Below are 18,730 nucleotides of genomic sequence, written 5' to 3' on the forward strand. Positions count from 1 at the left end.
CCCCGCTGCCGGCTGAACTCGACGAACACGGTGGGGGTGGCCATCACGGTCGCGCCGCCGGCGAACGCCAGCGTGCACTCGCCGTTGCGCAACGCCTGGGCGGCGAGGTGCACCGCGACCAGGGAGGACGAGCAGGCGGTGTCGATGGTGAGCGCCGGGCCTTCCAGGCCCAGGGTGTAGGCGATCCGGCCCGAGGCGACACTCGGCGTGTTGCCGGTGAGCAGGTAACCCTCGTACGGGTTGGGTCGGCCCGCGACGCGCAGGCCGTAGTCGTCGTACATCACGCCGGCGAACACGCCGGTGGGGCTGCCGCGCAGACTGCTCGGGTCGATGCCGGTGCGCTCCAGCGCCTCCCACGCCACCTCCAGCAGCAGGCGCTGCTGCGGGTCGATCGCGGCGGCTTCCCGGGGGGAGATACCGAAGAACTCGGCGTCGAAGTCGGCGGCGTCGTACAGGAAGCCGCCGTGGCGGGTGTAGACGGTGCCGGGATGGTCGGGGTCGGGATGGTAGAGCGCCTCGAGATCCCAGTCCCGGTCGGTGGGGAATTCGCCGATGGCGTCGGTGCCGTGCAGGACGACGTTCCAGAGGTCCTCGGGGCTGCGGATGCCACCGGGGAAGCGGCAGGCCATGCCGACCACCGCGATCGGCTCGTCCGGTTCGGCGCGATCCCGGGCATGCGCCACCCGTCCGGGCGCCTCCCGCGGCGCCGTGCCGGTCAGCTCGGCCAGCACCACCCGCGTGACCGCGTCCGGGGTGGGATGGTCGAACACCAGCGTGGCAGGCAGCCGCAGGCCGGTCGCGGCGTTGAGCGCGTTGCGGAACTCGACGGCGGTCAGCGAGTCGAAGCCCATCTCCCGGAACGCCCGGTCCGGGGTGACCGCGTCCGCGGTGTCCAGGCCGAGGATGGCCGCGGCCTGGGTCCGTACCAGCTCGGCGGCGGCCCGGGCCCGCTCGGCCGTGTCCCGCGCGCGCATGGCGCTGGCCCAGGCCTGCTCGCCGCCGCCGCTGCCGGACGCGGCGTCGGCGGAGCGTGACCCGGCGCCGCGTCGCGGTGTTCGCACCAGATCGCGGAACAGCTCGGGCAGGGTGCCCTGGGCGGCCCGGGTGGCCAGCTTGGCCCAGTCGATGCGGGCGGCGACGACACTGGCCGGGATGGACGGCGCCGCGCCGGGCGCCCCGGAGCCGGCGAGGACCGCGTCGAACAGGGCCAGCCCGTGCTGCGCGGACATCTCGGCGACGCCGGCGCGAGCCAGACGGAGCACGTCGGCCTGGCCCATCCGCTCGGTCATGCCGCCGCGCGGCTGCCAGAGGCCCCAGGCCACCGACGTCGCCGGCAGGCCGAGGGAACGGCGGCGCGTCGCCAGCGCGTCGAGGTAGGCGTTGGCGGCCCCGTAGGTGCTCTGACCGGCATTGCCGACGGTGCCGACCACGGAGGAGAACAGCACGAACGCCGCGAGGTCGGCGCCGCGGGTGAGCTCGTGCAGGGCCAGCGCGGCATCGGCCTTGGGCCGCCAGACCGTGGCCAGGCGTTCGGCGCTCAGCGATCCGACGAGCCCGTCGTCGAGGACTCCCGCGGTGTGCACGACGGCGGTCAGCGGATGCCCGGTGGGGATGGCGGCCAGGAGTTCGGCGAGCTGCGCCCGGTCGCTGACGTCGCACGCCGCGACCGTCGCCGTGGCGCCCAGCGCGGCGAGCCGTTCGACCAGCCCGGCCGCGTCCGGCGAGGCGGCACCCCGTCGTCCGACGAGCAGCAGGTGACGCACGCCGTGGCCGCTGACCAGCCGCTCGGCCACCAGCCGTCCGAGCGTGCCGGTTCCGCCGGTGACCAGCACGGTCCCCGCGGGATCGAGGACGCCCGGATCGTCGCTGGTGCCCGGATCGTCGCTGGTGCCCGTGTCATCGCTGGTGTTGGTGCCGGCTTCGACGCGGGCCAGCCGTGGGACGTGCGTACTCCCGTCACGCAGGGCGCACTGCGCCAGCCCGCCGGCCACCGCTGCCGGCAGCACCTGGTGGGAGGACGCCGTGCCGTCGGTGTCGACGAGCACGACGCGTCCGGGATTCTCCGCCTGCACCGTGCGGGCGAGACCCCACAGGGATGCCTGGTCCAGGGCGGGCGCCGGGTCGTGGTCGTCGACCGCCACGCCCCCGTGGGTGAGCACGACCAGGCGGGACGCGGCGAGTCGCTCGTCGGCCAGCCAGATCCGCACAGCTTCGAGGACCCGGGCGGTGTGGGTGAACGCGGTGTGGGTGAACGCGGTCCGCTCGGCCGGAGCGTGCTCGGCGTCGTCGTCGGTCGTGGCGTCGTCGGTCGTGGCGGGGGGCCCGATCGCGTCGCGTCGTGGGCGGCAGTCCAGCATGACGACGTCGGGGGGTTCCGCGCCGACGCTGTCCACGGTGGCGAGGCTCGGGTGGGTGCTGACCCGCACGGCGGGCAGTCGGGGCAGCCGCGGCGGGGTGCCGTCCGTGCCGACCAGGGCCCAGTGGGCAGTCCGGCCGGGCTGCTCGGGTGCGCGGGCCGCCTGCCGCGGGGTCTTCGGCCAGACCAGAGCCAACAGCGGATCCGCGCGGCGGCCCGCGGCGAGCTGCGCGGGGGAGACCGGGCGCAGGCGCAGCGCGGCCACGGAGGCCACGGGCACGCCATCGGTGTCGGTGATCGTGAGACCGATCGACGTCGTCGCACCGGCCGCGTGTGGCTCGATGCGGACCCGCAGCTCCCGGGCACCGGTGGCCACGACACGCACGCCGCTCCAGGCGAAGGGCAGCAGCACCTGCTGCGCCCCGGAGTGCGTCGCGGCGGCCGGCACGGTGTCAGCCCCGGCGGCGGTCTCGGAGGTGGCCCCGGCCGGTGTGTGGTCGAGCAGGCCGACCACCGGGTGCAGAGCCGCGTCCAACAGGGCCGGATGGACGACGAAGCCGTCCTCGTCGGCCTCGGGGGCGCCGGGCAGACGCAGGTCGGCGAACAGGGTGCCGTCCCGGCGCCACACGGCCCGCAGGCCCCGGAACGCCGGACCATATTCGTAGCCGCGGGCGGCGAGCTTCTCGTAGAGCTGGTCGACATCCACCGGATTCGCGCCGACCGGCGGCCACGCGTCGGCGGAACCCGTCGACGGCTCGACCAGGTCCGGATCATCCGCGCCGGGCGCGAGGGTTCCTTCGGCATGCAGGTTCCACGCCGGCTCCGGACTGTGGGAGTGCGCCCCGCCCGCCGCCCGCCGCGAGGACAGGGCAGTGGTGGTGGCCTCGGTGGGCCGGGTGCTGTCCCGTGGGCAGGAGTACACCGTGACCGGCCGCGTGCCATCGGCCGCGGCGGCGCCGACCAGCACCTGCAATCCCACCTCGTCGTCACCGGAGAGCAGCAGCGGGGCCCGCAGGGTGAGGTCGGCCACCTGGTCGCAGCCCACCAGCTCGCCGGCCCGAAGCGCCAGCTCCAGCAGGGCCGTACCGGGCAGAACCGTGCTGCCCAGCACACCGTGATCGGCCAGCCAGGGCCGTCGCCGTAGCGACACCCGGCCGCTGAGCAGTGCGCCACCGCCGCCCGCGAGCCGCACCGCCGCGCCCAGCAGCGGGTGATCCGCCGGGTCGAGCCCGGCCCCGGCCACGTCGGCCCGCGGCGCGGGCGGCTCGAGCCAGAACCGGTGCCGTTCGAACGGGTAGGTAGGCAGGTCGACGGGTCGTCCCGGCCCGACCGGCAGGACGGCGGGCCAGTCGATCGACACACCGTGGACGTGCGCCTCGGCCGCGCTGAGCAGGATGCGCTCGAACCCACCCTCGTCGCGACGCAGTGATCCGACGACGGTCACCTCGGGCGTGGGCGTGGGCGTGGCGGTGGACGTCGGCGCGCTATGCGCGCGTGCCTCGGTCAGCTCCTCGGCCCACTCCTCGGCGGTGCGTGACACGGCCGTGGTGAGGACCGGGTGCGGGCTCGCCTCGACGAACGTCGCATGACCGTCGGCGAGCAACGCCCGCACGGTGGCGTCGAACCACACGGTCTCGCGCAGGTTGCGGTACCAGTAGTCGGCGTCCAGACCGGAGGTGTCCAGCACCCCACCGGTGACCGTCGAGTAGAAGGCGATGTCGGAGGTCCGGGGCGTGAGCTCGCCGAGCACGTCGAGCAGCTCCGCGCGGATGGACTCCACGGCGGGCGAGTGCGACGCGTAGTCGACCGGCAGCCGACGGGTGCGGATCTGCTGCCGCTCGTAGTCGGCGACCAGCTCGTCGAGGGCGTCCGGAGCCCCGGAGAGGACCGTCGCGTCGGGGCCGTTGACCACGGCGATGCCGATCCGGCCAGCGAAGCGGCCAAGGTCGGGCTCGACCTGATCGGCGGGCCGGGCGACCGAGACCATCGCGCCCCGGCCGGCCAGGCTTCGGGCGATCACCTGGCTGCGCAGCGCCACGATGCGCGCGGCCTCGTCCAGGCTGAGCGCTCCCGCGACGCAGGCCGCGGCGATCTCGCCCTGGGAGTGACCGACGACCGCGTCCGGGTGCACCCCGAGGGACCGCCACACCTCGGCCAGGGATACCAGCATCGCGAACAGGGCCGGCTGGACGACGTCGACCCGCTCGAGCGCGGCGGCGTCGGGCGCCTGGTCGCTCGGCGCCGCCGAACGGCCGAGCACCGCCGTCAGGGAGACGTCCAGGTACGGTGCGAGCGCCCGCTCGCACTCGGCGAACCGGGCGGCGAACACGGGCGAGCTGGCCAGCAGGCCGGCGGCCATCCCGGGCCACTGCGAGCCCTGGCCGGGAAAGACGAACACGGTGCGGCTCGACCGCCCGGCTCTGCCGGTCACCAGGCCGGGCGCGGCCGCCCCGGCGGCGAGAGCGTCCAGCCCGGCGCGCAGCGCCGTCGTGTCGCGCCCGACCACGACGGCGCGGTGATCGAAGCTCGAACGGGCCGTCACCAGCTGGCGGGCGATGTCCGGCCGCGGGACCGAGGCGCGCCCGGGTGCCAGCGCGCCCAGCCGGTGCGCCTGCTCGCGCAGTGCGGCGGGGCTGCGCGCCGAGAGGACCCAGGCCACCGCCGGGCCGCCGGACGTCTCGGTGCCGCTGAACGTCTCGGCGTCGCTGAACGTCTCGGTGCCGCTGAACGTCTCGGTGTCGCCGGGTGTCTCGGGAGCGTCGGATGCCTCGGGTGGGTCGGGACTTTCCTCGACGATGAGGTGTGCGTTGGTGCCACTGATCCCGAAGGAGGACACGCCGGCCCGCCGCGGTGTCTCCCCGCGCGGCCACGGACGCGCCTCGGACAGCAGCGCGACATCTCCCTGGGACCAGTCGACGTGCGGGGACGGCGCATCGACATGCAGGGTCGCGGGCAACCGCTCGTGGCGCAGCGCCATCACCATCTTGATGACGCCGGCGACGCCGGCAGCCGCCTGCGTGTGACCGATGTTCGACTTCAGCGAGCCCAGCCAGAGCGGCGCCGGGCGGGGCCGGCGGCCGTAGGTGGTGATCAGTGCCTCTGCCTCGATGGGATCACCCAGAGTGGTGCCGGTGCCGTGGGCCTCGACCGCGTCGACCTGGTCGGCCCGCAGCCCCGCGGCGGTCAGGGCCCGGCGCACCACCCGTTCCTGGGACGGTCCGTTCGGCGCGGTGAGCCCGTTGCTGGCGCCGTCCTGGTTGATCGCCGAGCCGCGGACCAGCGCGAGCACCTGGTGTCCCCGACGGCGCGCGTCGGAGAGGCGCTCCAGCACGAGCAGACCGACGCCCTCGGCCCAGCCCGTGCCGTCGGCCGCGGCGGCGAACGGCTTGCAGCGCCCGTCCGGGGCCAGGCCGCGCTGGCGGCTGAACTCCACCAGGATGCCGGGGGTGGCCATGACGGTGGCACCACCGGCCACGGCGAGCGAGCACTCCCCGGCCCGCAGTGCCTGTCCGGCCAGGTGGATGGCGACCAGCGAGGACGAGCAGGCCGTGTCGACGGTCACCGCGGGCCCCTCCAGCCCAAGCGCGTAGGCGACGCGGCCGGAGGCGACGCTGGTCGTGCTCCCGGTCAGCAGGTACCCGTCGTGGCCGTCGGCCGGTTCGTGCAGCCGCGGGCCGTAGTCCTGAGCCGTCACGCCGACGAAGACCCCGGTGTCGCCGCCGCGCAGCGACGCCGGGTCGACCCCCGCTCGTTCGACCGCCTCCCAGGCGGTCTCCAGCAGCAGGCGCTGTTGCGGATCCATCGCGGCGGCCTCCCGGGGGGAGATGCCGAAGAAAGCCGCGTCAAACTGGTCCGCGTCGGGCAGGAAACCGCCGGCACGGGCGTAGGTCGTCCCAGGATGGTCGGGGTCCGGGTGGTAGAGGTCGTCGAGATCCCAGCCCCGGTTCGTCGGCAGGCCGCCGACCGCGTCCGTGCCGTCCGCCACGAGCTGCCACAGCAGCTCGGGGGAGCGTGCGCCGCCGGGGTAGCGGCAGGCCATGGCGACGATGGCGATGGGGTCGTCGGCCGGGGAGTCGCCGCCGGCAGGTGAGGTGACGTCGTGGTCCGCCTCGGCCGCGCCCCGCAGCCGCGACCACAGGTGCCCGGCGAGCGCGGTCGGGGTGGGATGGTTGTAGACGAGCGTGTTGGACAGGCCGAGCCCGGTGGCCGAGGCCAGCCGTTCCCGAAGCTCTACCGCGGACAGCGAGTCGAGGCCGAGGTCGCGAAACGGCAGCGCCGGATCGATCTCCTCGCCGCTGGCATGGTCGAGCACGGCCGCCGTCTGCGCTCGCACGAGCGCGAGCAGCTCCCGCTGGTCCTCCGCCCGTACCCGGGGGGTGGACTCCCCGGGTACGGAAGGCTCAGCCTGGCCCGAGAGCGCCTCGCGGTCGCCAGTCCGGTCGCCAGTCCGGTGGTCAGTCCGGTCGCCAGTCCGGTGGTCAGTCCGGTCGCCAGTCCGGTGGTCAGTTCGGTCGACGAGGGCGTCTAGCCACAGCCGGCGGCGCTGGAACGGGTAGGTCGGCAGCGCGACGCGCCGAACGTCCAGGCCGGCGTAGGCCGCCGAGAGATCGACGCGAGCGCCGTGGACGTGCGCGCGGGCCAGCGTGCCGAGCAGGGTGGCCGTCTCGTCGCGCCCTCGTCGCAGCACCGAGGCGGTCACCGCGGCGACGCCCCCGCCGGCAGCGCCGGCAGCGTCGCCTGTTCCAGATGGGTCCGGCGACGCCTGCGCGTGCGCCCCGGCCTGCGCCCCGGCTCCGGCGCCGGCCTGCGCCCCGGTTCCGGCCATGGCGGCCAGGGTGGTGCGGGTCATCGCGCTGAGGACGGCGTCCGGCCCGAGCTCGAGATAGACGTCGATGCCCAGTCCGTGCAGGCGACGTACCCCCTGGTCGAATCGGACGGCGGCGCGGATGTGGTTCGTCCAGTAGTCCGGCGAGCACAGCTGTTCGGCGCTGGCCAGCTCGCCGGTGAGGTTCGACACCACCGGCAGGGACGGCGCGTGGTAGGTGACGCTGGCGGCGACCCGGTGGAAGTCGGCGAGGATCGGCTCCATCAGCGGCGAGTGGAACGCGTGGCTGACCCGTAGCCGCGTCGCGCGCCGGCCGTCCCCGCGCCACCGCGCCAGCAGCTCCAGGACGGTCGGTTCGTCCCCGGAGACGACGACGGCCCGCGGCCCGTTGACGGCGGCGATGTCCACCCGTCCGCCGTACGCGCCGAGGATGTGCGCCACCTCGTCCTCGGTCGCCTCCAGCGCCGCCATCGCCCCCGGGGCGGTCACCGACTCCATCAGCCGGCCCCGGGCGGCGACGAGCCGGGCGCCGTCGGCCAGGGACAGCACGCCCGCGGCATGCGCCGCGGCCAGCTCTCCCACGGAGTGCCCGATGAGTGCCTCCGGGCGCAGCCCGAAGGACTCGACCAGCCGGTACAGCGCGACACCGAGGGCGAACAGCGCCGGCTGGGTGTATCCGGTGCGGTCGAGCAGCGCGGCTCGCGGCGAGCCGGGGTCGGCGAACAGAATCTCGCGCAGCGGGTGGTCCAGCTCGTCGTCCAGGAGCGCCGCGGCCTCGTCGAGCGCGGCACGGAACACCGGGTGACGCTCGTAGAGATCCGCCCCGGCGCCGGGGCGCTGGCTGCCCTGGCCGGGCAGCAGCAGGGCGACCCGTCCGGCACCGACCCGCCCGCGGATCACCGCGGGCGCGTCGTCGCCCCGTGCCAGCGCGTCGAGTCCCGAGCGCAGGGACTCCCCGTCCGCGGCGATCACCACGCCGCGGTGCTCGAACGCCGTGCGGGTGGTGGCCAGTGACCAGCCGACGTCGTGCGGGGCGGGCGGAGCCGGTGCCCGCAGGAGTGCGGAGATCCGGCCGGCCTGTGCCCGCAGCGCGTCCGGTGTCCGGGCGGAGACCACATACGGCAGCGGGCCCTCGACGACCCGCCCTTCGCGGGCGGACAGGGGCGCGACGCCCGGGGGCACCTCGGCGAGCACCAGGTGGCAGTTCGTGCCGCCCATGCCGAACGAGCTCACTCCGGCGACCAGGGGCTCGTCGGCGCGCGGCCAGGGCCCCAGGGCGGTGGCCACCCGCAGTCCAAGCTCCGCGAGCGGAATGGCGGGATTCGGGCTCGCGAAGTTCAGGCTGGCCGGGATCTGCCGGTGGCGGATGCTCAGGGCCGCCTTGACGAAGCCGGTGATGCCCGCGGCGGCCTCCAGGTGGCCCACGTTGGTCTTGGCCGATCCGACCAGCAGGGGCAGCGTGGCCGGGCGGTCCTCGCCCAGCGCCGCACCGAGCGCCGCCGCCTCGACCGGATCGCCCACCGGGGTGCCGGTACCGTGCAGTTCGACGTACTGGACCTCGCCCGGATCGGTGCGCGCGTGCCGCAGGGCGCCGCGCAGGACGGCGGCCTGCCCCTGGCTGCTGGGGGTGGTCAGGGTGCGGGTGGCGCCGTCGTTGTTGACCGCGCCGCCCCGAATGACGCAGTACACCCGGTCACCGGCGGCCCGCGCGGCGGACAGGGGCCTGAGTACCACGACGGCGCCACCCTCGCCGCGGACGTAGCCGTTGGCGCGGGCGTCGAAGGTGTAGCAGCGCCCGTCGGGGGACAGACCGCCGAACCGGGCGGCGGCGATGCTGCTGCGCGCGGTGAGCACCAGGTTCACCCCGGCGGCCAGGGCGATGTCCGTCTCGCCGCGGCGCAGGCTCTCGCTGGCCAGATGCACGGCGACCAGGGAGGAGGACTGCGCGGCGGCCACGGTGATGCTCGGCCCGGTGAGCCCCAGCGTGTAGGAGACCCGGTTGGCCAGCACGGCGTGCTGGGTGCCGGTCAGCGTGTGCGCGGTGATCGCGGCGGAGCCGTATCGTTCCAGCAGGGCCGCGTAGTCGCTCGCCATGGCTCCGACGAACACCCCGGTGCGGCTTCCGGCGAGCGAGCGGGGCAGGGCCGCGGCGTCCTCGAGTGCCTCCCAGACCAGTTCCAGGACGAGTCGCTGCTGTGGGTCGGTCGCCGCCGCCTCCCGCGGGGAGATACCGAAGAAGCCGGCGTCGAAGTCCGCGACCGTGTCGAGGAACCCCCCGCGGCGCACCCGGGCCAGCTCGGACGCCGCGTCCTGCGCGCCGGAACCCGCCACGGCGGCCACGGAGTCCGGGTCGGCGGGGTCGGTCGGCCAGCGGTCCGCGGGAACCTCGGTGATCGCGTCGGTGCCGGAGCTCAGCAGCCGCCAGAACGCCTCGAGGTCCGCGGCGCCGGGCAGCCGGACCGCCATGCCGACGACGGCGATCGGCTCCTCCCCGGGCGGGCCCGCCGAGAGGTCCGGACCGCCGGCGGCGGGAACTGCCGGGGTCTGCGGCACCGCGAACTCCCCGATATGCGCGACATCGTTCATCGTGCCTCGTCCTTCGCTCTTGGGCCGTCGCCACGACACTGCGCGTGGGTCAGCTTCGCGGATGCCGGTCAGTGCTTTCAATGGGAATTCATCGGCTGATCCTGGTGGCCCGTTCTGAAGGCTGCCTAAGGCGGCCCTTTAAAGCCCCGGAGCTTCGTGAATCGTTGTTGGCGCAGCGTTCCCGGGTGCGCTCGAAGAAGGTGCGCAAGGCCGATATGGATGGTTATCCTTTCTCCGGTCGGGCCGATCCCCGGATGCTGCCGCCCGGCGAGCGCGAGTTTTCACGGGCCAGTGGGAATCCGAGGGAAGCGTGCCCGCATCGGCGTCGGCGCCGCTTAGGGCGAAACCCCTGACAATGCCCAGGCCGGGGCCTGGGCCGAGCTGAGGAGATCTGCCGTGGACACAGCTGGCCCGCAGCCGTCCCTGCCGCTGGTGGGCGTGCGCGTGCTCGACCTCGCCGACGGCGGCGCCGAGACGACCGGTCGGCTCCTGGCCGATCTGGGCGCGGACGTCGTGCGGGTGGAGCCGCCCGGGGGGGCCGCCTCGCGCCGGCACGCACCCCTGTCCGGCACCACCAGCCTGTACGCGCTGACACACGGGGCGAACAAACGCTCGGTGACGGCGGACCTGGGTACCGACGCCGGCCGCGGGCTGCTGTGGCGGCTGGTCGCCACCGCCGACCTGCTGGTGACCACCGCCCGCCCGGGCGAGCTCGAGGCGGTCGGTCTCGGTCCGGACGCCCTGCTCGCCCGCCGGCCGGAGCTGGTGGTGGTGTCGGTGACCGACTTCGGGCGCACCGGTCCCTACCGCGACTGGGCGGCCACCGAAGGGGTGCATCTGGCCTTGGGTGGGGTGCTGGCGCGGTCCGGGCTGCCCGGTCGCCCGCCGCTGCTGCCCCCGGGATTCCCGGCTACGGAGTCGGCGGCCGCCCAGGCGGCGTGGGCGGGGCTCGCCGCCTACGCCGAACGCCTGCGCACGGGCCAGGGCGGGCTGGTCGACGTCTCCGTGCTGGAGGCGACCGCGCAGGTGCTCGACCCGGGCTTCGGCATCAGCGGCACGGCGCTGGGCGGGACCCCGGCGTTCCGCGGACCTCGGGGACGTCCCGACGCACGTCATCTGTACCCGATCTTCCGGTGCGCGGACGGGTGGGTCCGCATCTGCATCCTCTCGGGGCGTCAGTGGCAGGGGATGTTCCGCTGGCTTGGCGAGCCGGCGGAGTTCGCCGACCCGGAGCTCGCGGCCATCGGCCGTCGGTTCGCCGCGGTCGACCGGATCTACCCGGCGATCGGGCGGCTGTTCGCACCGCTGCGGCGCGAGGAGGTCCTGGCCGCCGCCCGGGCGCATGGCGTGCCCGCGGCACCGCTGCTCGGCCCCGCCGAGGTGCTGGTCGGCGAACAGTTCCAGGCCCGCGGTGCCTTCACCGAGCTGCCAGTCGGGCAGCGGCGGGCCACCGTGCCCGACGGGTTCGTCGAGATCGACGGCATCCGGGCCGGCATCCGCCTGCCCGCGGCGGCCGCCGGCCAGCACACCGCGCAGGTGCTCGCCGAGCTTGACCGACCGGCCGCGCCGACCGAACGAGTCGAGGGAGCCGAGCCGGCCGAGCCGGTCGCGGCGGCCGGGGCACGGGCGGGGGAATGGCCCGATGGGGAGGCGATCCCCGCCGTCCGGGGGCGTCCGTTCACGGGATTGCGGGTACTCGATCTGGGGGTGATCGTCGTCGGTGCGGAGCTCGGCCGCCTGTTCGCCGACCTCGGAGCCGAAGTCATCAAGATCGAAAACCGGGCCTTTCCGGACGGCAGCCGGCAGTCGCTGGACGGCTCGGCGATGTCCCCGGGCTTCGCCTACGGCCACCGCAACAAGCTGGGTCTCGGCCTGGACCTGCGCAGCCCCGAGGGCGCCCGGCTCTTCCGCCGCCTGGTCGCGCACTCCGACGTGGTGCTGTCGAACTTCCGTCCGGGCACCCTGGAGGCGCTGGGCCTGGGCCCGCGGGAGCTGGCCCGAGTCAATCCGCGGATCATCGTCGCGGACAGCAGCGCCTTCGGGTCGACCGGTCCCTGGGCGGACCGGATGGGCTACGGGCCCCTGGTGCGCGCCGCGGCCGGCCTGACCGCGCTGTGGCGCTATCCGGATGATCCGGACGGGTACAGCGACGCGTCGACCATCTATCCGGACCATGTCGTGGCCCGCCTGTCGGCGACCGCGGTGCTCGCGATGCTTCTCGCGCGCCGGCGTACCGGGCGCGGCGGGCGGGTCAGCGTCGCGCAGGCCGAGGTGATGCTCGGCCAGCTGGCGCCGCTGCTGGCCCTGGAATCCCTGGCGCCCGGTGCGCTGGCACCGGAGGTGGACCTGCCGGGAGCGGATGCCCCGCACGGCGTCTATCCCTGCGCGGGGGACGACGAGTGGTGCGTGGTGACAATCCGCGGCGACGCGGAGTGGGACCGTCTCGTCGGCCTGCTCGGCGACGCAGCCCTGGCCGGCAGCGACGATCCCCGGTTCGCCGACGCCGCTGCCCGGCGGGCCCGCCGGGCCGGCATCGACGCCGCGCTGTCCGCGTGGACGCGTGGCCGCACGCCAAGGCAGGCCGCGGCCGAACTGCAGGCGGTCGGCGTGCCGGCCGGGATGATGCAGCGGGTGGTCAACCTGATCGACGACCCGCACCTGGTCGAACGCGGCTTTCTGCGCACACTGCGCCATCCCTGCCTGGCCGAGCCGCTGCCGACCGAGGGGGGACCGGCGGTGTCGACGCTCCTTGCCGATCCGCCGTCGCGGCCCGCGCCGCTGCCCGGGCAGCACAGTCGTGACGTGCTGCGCGGGATTCTCGGCCTGACCGACGGCGAGATCGACCGACTGGTCGCGGACGGTGTTGTCGAGATCGCGCGCCCGCCGGCGCAACGGCTGCCGGCGGGCGCGGCCACGGCCACGGCCACGGCCGACCAGACCCGGACCGCCGCCGCCGCTCCGCTGTCCGCCCCCTCCCCGTAACCGGGGGTGTCCATAACCCCTACCCGGATCCGGCCGGTGCAGGGGATCGCGGACCGCCGTGGCCGGGAGCCGGTTCCGGAATGCCGGGGTGCCCGTCCGCGCCTTCGGGGTCAACCTCGGGAAACCCGGCCCGGGGGGTTAGGGGTTTTCAGGTCCGACCGCCCCACATAGCGTTGCGGTGCGCCTTTTGCGGCCGACCGAGTTCGGGAGAATGTCTATGCGTGGAGTCAGGACCCGGTTGTGGGTGGCGGTCGCCGCCGCGGTCGCTTCTCTGCTGTTTGCCGGTTGCGGCGGCAGTGGTTCGACGGCTTCCTCCGGGAAACCGGCCGCCGGGGGTTCGGCCACCTATGCCATTGACACCGCGCCGACCTGTTTCGATCTCCACGTGAATGCCCAGGACGTCACCGCGGAGATCGGTCGGAACGTCGTCGACTCGCTGGTGTCCGCCGCCCCCGACGGGACGTTTCATCCCTGGCTCGCGAGCTCCTGGCAGATCACGCCGGACCTGCGCAGCTTCACCTTCCACCTGCGGACGGGGGTGACCTTCAGCGATGGCACCCCCTTCGACGCCGCCGCCGTGAAGGCCAACTTCGACCGGATCGCCAACCCGGCGACGAAGTCCCGTTACGCGGCGAGCCTGCTCGGGCCGTACACCGGGACGCAGGTCGTGGACGCACGTACCGTGACCGTCCGCTTCTCCCGCGCCTTCGCGCCGTTCCTGCCGGCCGCCAGCACCGCCTACCTCGGCTTCTACTCGCCGAAGACGCTGGCCGCGAACGCCGACAAGCTGTGCGGCGGGGGACCGGTGATGGTCGGCACCGGCCCGTTCACGTTCGAGCGGTACACCAAGAACCAGAGCATCGTGCTGCGGCGCAACCCGGCCTACCGATGGCCGGCGGACGGTTCCCGCCACGTCGGGCCCGCCTACCTGGACACCGTGACCTTCCGCATCCTGCCGGAGAACTCGGTGCGGGTCGGCGCCCTGCAAAGCCGACAGGCCGACATCGCCCGGGCGCTGCCACCGGTGAACGTCTCGGCCGTACGGGCCGACCGCCGGCTCAGCGTGGTGCGGGCCAACCAGCCCGGCGAGGTGTACAGCATCTACCTCAACACGACGCGGGCACCGTTCGACGATGTGCGCGTCCGGCGAGCGGTGCAGCTCGGGGTGGACATCGACGCCGACGTCCGCACCGTGTACTTCGGGCAGTACGACCGGGCCTGGAGCCCGCTGTCCCCGACCTCCCCGGGCTACGACTCGGCGCTGGTGAACACCTGGCGGTTCGATCCGGCCGCGGCCGGCCGCCTGCTCGACCAGGCGGGCTGGACCGGCCGGGACGCCCAGGGGTTCCGGACGAAGGGCGGCAAGCGGCTCACCCTGGTCTGGCCGCTGCCACCGCGGGAGATCATCCGCGAACAGCGGGACGTGCTGGGGCAGGCCTTCCAGGCCGATCTGAAGAAGATCGGCATCGAGGTGACCCGGCCGGGTCTTGACCTCGGGGAGTACGCCACCCGCGGCGCGGCCGGCGAGTTCCAGATGTCGGATCTGGCCTGGACCCGGTTCGACCCGGACATCCTGCGGTTGTTCTTCAACAGTGCGAGCCGGCCACCCTCCGGTCAGAACGCGTCCTTCCTGCACGACGCCGACGTGGACGCCTGGACCCTCTCGGGCGCGGCCACCACCGACCAGGCCCGGCGGGCCCAGTTCTACCGCCAGGTGCAGCAGCGGGTGGTCACCCAGGCCGCCGTCGTGCCGGTCTACGTGGAGACGACGTTGCTGGGGGTGAACCGCCGGGTGCACGACCTGGGCATCGACCCGAACGGCTGGACCTCCTTCCATGACGTCTGGGTCACGGGTGGCTGAGATGGCCACCCTCGAGCGCTCCGCCCCGCCGCCGGCCGGGCCCGGTCTGGTCCCGGCGGCGCCGACTGGCCGGCGCTCGGCCGGCCAGTCGGCCCGCCTGGTGCTGCGGGCCGTGGTGCACCGGCTGGTGGCGGCTGCCGTGGTGGTCCTCGGCGCGGCGACGCTGGCCTTCCTGGGCCTGGCGCTGCTGCCCGGCGACCCGGTGGCGCGCCTGCTCGGGCCGGTGACCACCGCCTCGCCGGCCGTGCGGGCGCAGATCCGCCACGACTACCTCTTCGATCGCCCGGTCGCGGTCCAGTACCTGCACTATCTCGACAGTCTCGTCCACCTGCGGATGGGTGAGTCCTACCAGCTCCAGCAGCCGGTCTCCGCGCTGCTGGCGGACGCGCTGGGCCCGACCGCGCAGCTCGCCGGCGCCGCGCTGGCCCTCGCGCTGGTCGGCGCCCTGGTCGTCGCGGTCGCGACGGCCGGCCGGCGGCGTGGCTGGCGCGCGGCCGCCACCGTGGTGGAGCTCGTCGCCGTGTCCACGCCGTCGTTCTGGCTGGGCATCGTGCTGCTGACGATCTTCTCGTTCCATTTCCGGATCTTCCCGGTGGCCGGGGCGGACAGTGTGTCCTCCCTGGTGCTGCCCGCGATCACCCTCGCCCTTCCGGTGGGCGGGGTGCTGTCCCAGGTGCTGCGGGAGGGCCTGGAAACAGCCCTGGCCGAACCGTTCGTCATCACCGCCCGGGCCCGCGGCCTGCGCGAGAGCGCGGTGCGGATGCGGCACGCGGTGCGGCACGCCGCGCTGCCCCTGGTCACCCTGACCGGCTGGCTGACCGGGACGCTGCTCGGCGGGGCGGTCCCGGTCGAGACGGTGTTCGGCCGGCCGGGGGTGGGCGCACTCGTGCTGGACGCGGTGCTCAGCCGGGACATGCCCGTGGTGATGGCCGTGGTCGTCTTCTCGGCCCTGCTCTTCGTCGTGCTGTCCACCCTCGTGGACCTGGTCTACCTGGCAGTGGATCCGCGGCTGCGCACCGTGGCGGTGGCGGTATGACGGCGGCCGACCCGAGCGCGGGACGCCGGGCCCGGGACGCGATCACGATGGGTCGGGTCGTGCTGGCGCTGGCCGGGGCGCTGCTCGCCCTCGTCCTGCTCGCCGCGGTCGCGCCGGGCCTGCTGGCCGGCCAGTCGCCGACCGCCACCCACCCGGTCGGCGCGCTGCACGGCCCGAGCGGCGCGCACTGGTTCGGCACCGATCAGCTGGGCCGGGACGTGTACACCAGGATCGTCTACGGTGCCCGTACCGCCCTGCTGATCGGCGCGGGCGCGACGGCGCTGGCCGTCCTCGGCGGGGCCGTGCTGGGCCTTGCCTCCGGTCTTGCCGGCCCGCTCGGCGACCAGATCCTCATGCGCCTCGCGGACGTGCTGCTCGCACTGCCACCGCTGCTGCTCGCGCTGCTCGTGGTCGCGGTGCTCGGCGGCGGAGCGGCCACCGTGGTCGTCGCCGTCGGGGTGGCCTTCATCCCGCCCTACGGCCGGCTGGTACGCGCGGAGGCGCTGGTCGTGCGGCGCTCCACCTATGTGGAGGCGGCGGTGGGCCTGGGGCTCGGACGGGGGCGGCTGATCGCCCGGCATGTTCTGCCCAACACCCTCGGGCCGCTGCTGGTCGTCGCGACCGTGGGGTTCGGGGGCGCGTTGATCTCGTCCTCGGCGCTGAGTTTCCTCGGGCTCGGACCGCGTCCCCCGCGACCGGAGTGGGGATCCATGCTCTCCGAAGGCCGCGACTTCCTCTCGGTCGCCTGGTGGGTGGGCGTCTTCCCGGGGGCCGTGCTGACCGTCACCGTGATCGCGGTCAACGTGGTGGGCCGGGCCGTGCAGCTGCGTCTGTCCGGTCGGGCGGCCCGATGAGGCAGTTCCCGCCAGCGTCCCCGGCCACGTCCTCGTCTCCGCCCACGTCCCCGGTCACGTCATCGTCCTCGCCCACGTCCTCGTCCTCGTCTCGGCCCACGTCGCGGTCTGCGTCGACGGCTTCGCCGATGCCCCCGTCCGGGTCCGCGGTGACGTCCCCGTCCGCCGGACAGGGCGGGTCGCACGACGGGGACGGCGGCCCGGCCCAGGCACAGGCCTCGCCGCTGGTCGAGGTCGATGGGCTGGAGGTCGGCTTCGCCCTGCGGGAGGAGACGGTGCGGGCGGTCAGTGGGGTGTCGTTCACCGTGACCGCGGGGCGATGCCTGGCGCTGGTCGGCGAATCCGGCTCCGGCAAGAGCGTGACGCTGCGCTGTCTGGTCGGGCTGGCCGGCCCCGGCGCTCGTGTGCATGCCCGACGGCTCGCCTTCGACGGCGTCGATCTGACCGCGATGACCGAGTCAGGCTGGCGCGCGATCCGCGGCCGGCGCATCGCCCTGGTGCACCAGGACGCGCTCGGGTCGCTCGACCCGCTGCGGCGGGTGGGCGCGGAGATCACCGAGACGCTGCGGGTGCACCGCAGTGTTCCCCGGGCCGCCCGGGGCGGGCGGGTCCTGTCCCTGCTGGCGGACGTGAGCGTGCCGGATCCGGCCCGCCGGGCGCGCCAGTACCCGCACGAGCTCTCCGGTGGGCTGCGTCAGCGGGCGCTGGTCGCCTCCTCCGTGGCCGCGGGGCCCGACCTGCTGCTCGCCGACGAACCGACCACGGCGCTGGACACCACGGTCGCGGCGCAGGTCCTGGGCCTGTTCGCCGATCTGGTCCGGCGCGGCACGACGCTGCTGCTGGTCAGCCACGATCTTGCGACGGTGGCCCGGCTGGCCGACGAGGTCGTCGTGATGCTCGACGGAATCGTGGTCGAACGCGGGCCGACGGCCGTGGTGCTGCGCGATCCTCACCATCCGTACACGCAGGCGCTGCTGGCGGCCGTTCCCGGCGGTCCGGGGCCCCGCCCGCGGCCGGAGACCTTCGCGCCCGTGGGTGCCGGGCCGGGGCCGGCGGGCTGCCCGTTCTCGTCCCGCTGCCCCCGGGCGGACGACCGGTGCCGCGCCGTCCTTCCCGCAGCCGAACAGAGCGTGCCCGCGGGCCTGGGCATCGCCGTCCACCCGCGCACGGACGGTTCCGCCGCCGCCGGCCCAGCCGCCGACCGTTTGGCCGACGCCGTGCGGCATCGCGTGTTGTGCTGGCACCCAGGACCGGTGCCAGCGTCGGCGGTCACGCTCATCCAGGCCGGGGCCGACCCGGGTGGTACAGGCGACCCGGCCGGACCGGATGACCTGGGCCGCGCGGGCGATCCGGAGGCGGCGGGTGACCCGGGCCGCGCCGCCGGCACGGCCGGCACGGCCGGCGACGGCCCGCAGGCGTTGCTGGTCGTCGAACACGTGTCCAGGCGCTACCGGCTGCCCGACCGCACGTGGCGCGACGCGGTGTGCGACGCCTCGTTCCTGCTGCCGGCCGGCAGCAGCCTCGGGATCGTCGGCGAGTCCGGCTCGGGAAAGACCACGCTGACCCGCATCGCGCTGGGCCTGGTCGAGCCGGACCAGGGGGAGGTCCACTTTGCCGGCAGGACGTGGAGTGGCGTGCCCGAGCGGGCGCGCCGGCCGTGGCGCCGCCGCATCCAGGCCGTCTACCAGGACCCGCTGAGTTCGTTCGATCCACGGTGGACGGTGGAGCGGATCCTCGCCGAGGGGGTGGTGGCGGCGGAGCGGGCCCAGGCCGTCGAGCGGACCCGGGGGGCGCCGCGCCGGGACCGGCTCGCCGCTCTGCTCGATCAGGTCGCCCTGACACCCGGGCTGCTGGGCCGACGTCCCCGCGAGCTCTCCGGCGGGCAGCGTCAGCGGGTCGCGATCGCGCGGGCGCTCGCCGCCCGTCCCGAGGTGCTGGTGTGCGACGAGCCGGTGTCCGCCCTCGACGTGTCCGTCCAGGCCCAGATCCTCGATCTGCTCGTCCGCCTGCGCGCCTCACTCGGTCTCGCCACCCTGCTCGTCTCCCACGACCTGGGTGTGGTCCGGCAGGTGTGCGACGAGGTGCTGGTGATGAAGGACGGTCGGATCGTCGAGTCCGGGCCGACGGCCGAGGTCTTCGCCCGCCCGCGGGCGGAGCACACCCGGGAACTGCTGGCGGCGATGCCCACGCTGCCCACGCCGGTGACGCACAGTGATCTCTGAGGGAAGTC

Annotated in this window: 6 protein-coding genes; 5 read left to right on the top strand and 1 reads right to left on the bottom strand. The window is 74.7% G+C overall.

What is annotated here, in order from left to right; all coding sequences use genetic code 11:
- On the bottom strand, positions 1-9,767 hold a 9,767-nt coding region (locus tag MXD95_RS25105), incomplete at its 3' end, for a type I polyketide synthase (protein ID WP_285223767.1).
- 396 nt (positions 9,768-10,163) lie between these two features.
- Between MXD95_RS25105 and MXD95_RS25110 the strand changes: the two genes are divergently transcribed.
- From MXD95_RS25110 to MXD95_RS25130, 5 genes are all read left to right on the top strand, one after another.
- Positions 10,164-12,749, top strand: coding sequence for a CaiB/BaiF CoA transferase family protein (locus MXD95_RS25110; protein ID WP_250643205.1), 2,586 nt, complete (start codon positions 10,164-10,166; stop codon positions 12,747-12,749).
- Between the two features lie 217 nt (positions 12,750-12,966).
- The gene (locus MXD95_RS25115; protein WP_250643206.1) at positions 12,967-14,610 is read left to right on the top strand and encodes an ABC transporter substrate-binding protein; all 1,644 of its coding nucleotides are present in this window, start codon (positions 12,967-12,969) and stop codon (positions 14,608-14,610) included.
- A 1-nt stretch (position 14,611) separates the two neighbouring features.
- Positions 14,612-15,646, top strand: coding sequence for an ABC transporter permease (locus MXD95_RS25120; protein ID WP_250643207.1), 1,035 nt, complete (start codon positions 14,612-14,614; stop codon positions 15,644-15,646).
- Positions 15,643-16,500 (top strand): ABC transporter permease, encoded by an 858-nt coding sequence (locus MXD95_RS25125; RefSeq protein ID WP_250643208.1) that lies wholly within the window; start codon positions 15,643-15,645, stop codon positions 16,498-16,500. Before MXD95_RS25120 ends, MXD95_RS25125 begins: the two co-directional genes overlap by 4 nt.
- 128 nt (positions 16,501-16,628) lie before the next feature.
- Positions 16,629-18,722, top strand: coding sequence for a dipeptide ABC transporter ATP-binding protein (locus tag MXD95_RS25130; RefSeq protein ID WP_250643209.1), 2,094 nt, complete (start codon positions 16,629-16,631; stop codon positions 18,720-18,722).
- The last annotated feature ends 8 nt before the right edge of the window (positions 18,723-18,730 follow it).

It is taken from the genome of Frankia sp. AiPa1 (genome assembly GCF_023243075.1).
GTDB lineage: Bacteria > Actinomycetota > Actinomycetes > Frankiales > Frankiaceae > Frankia.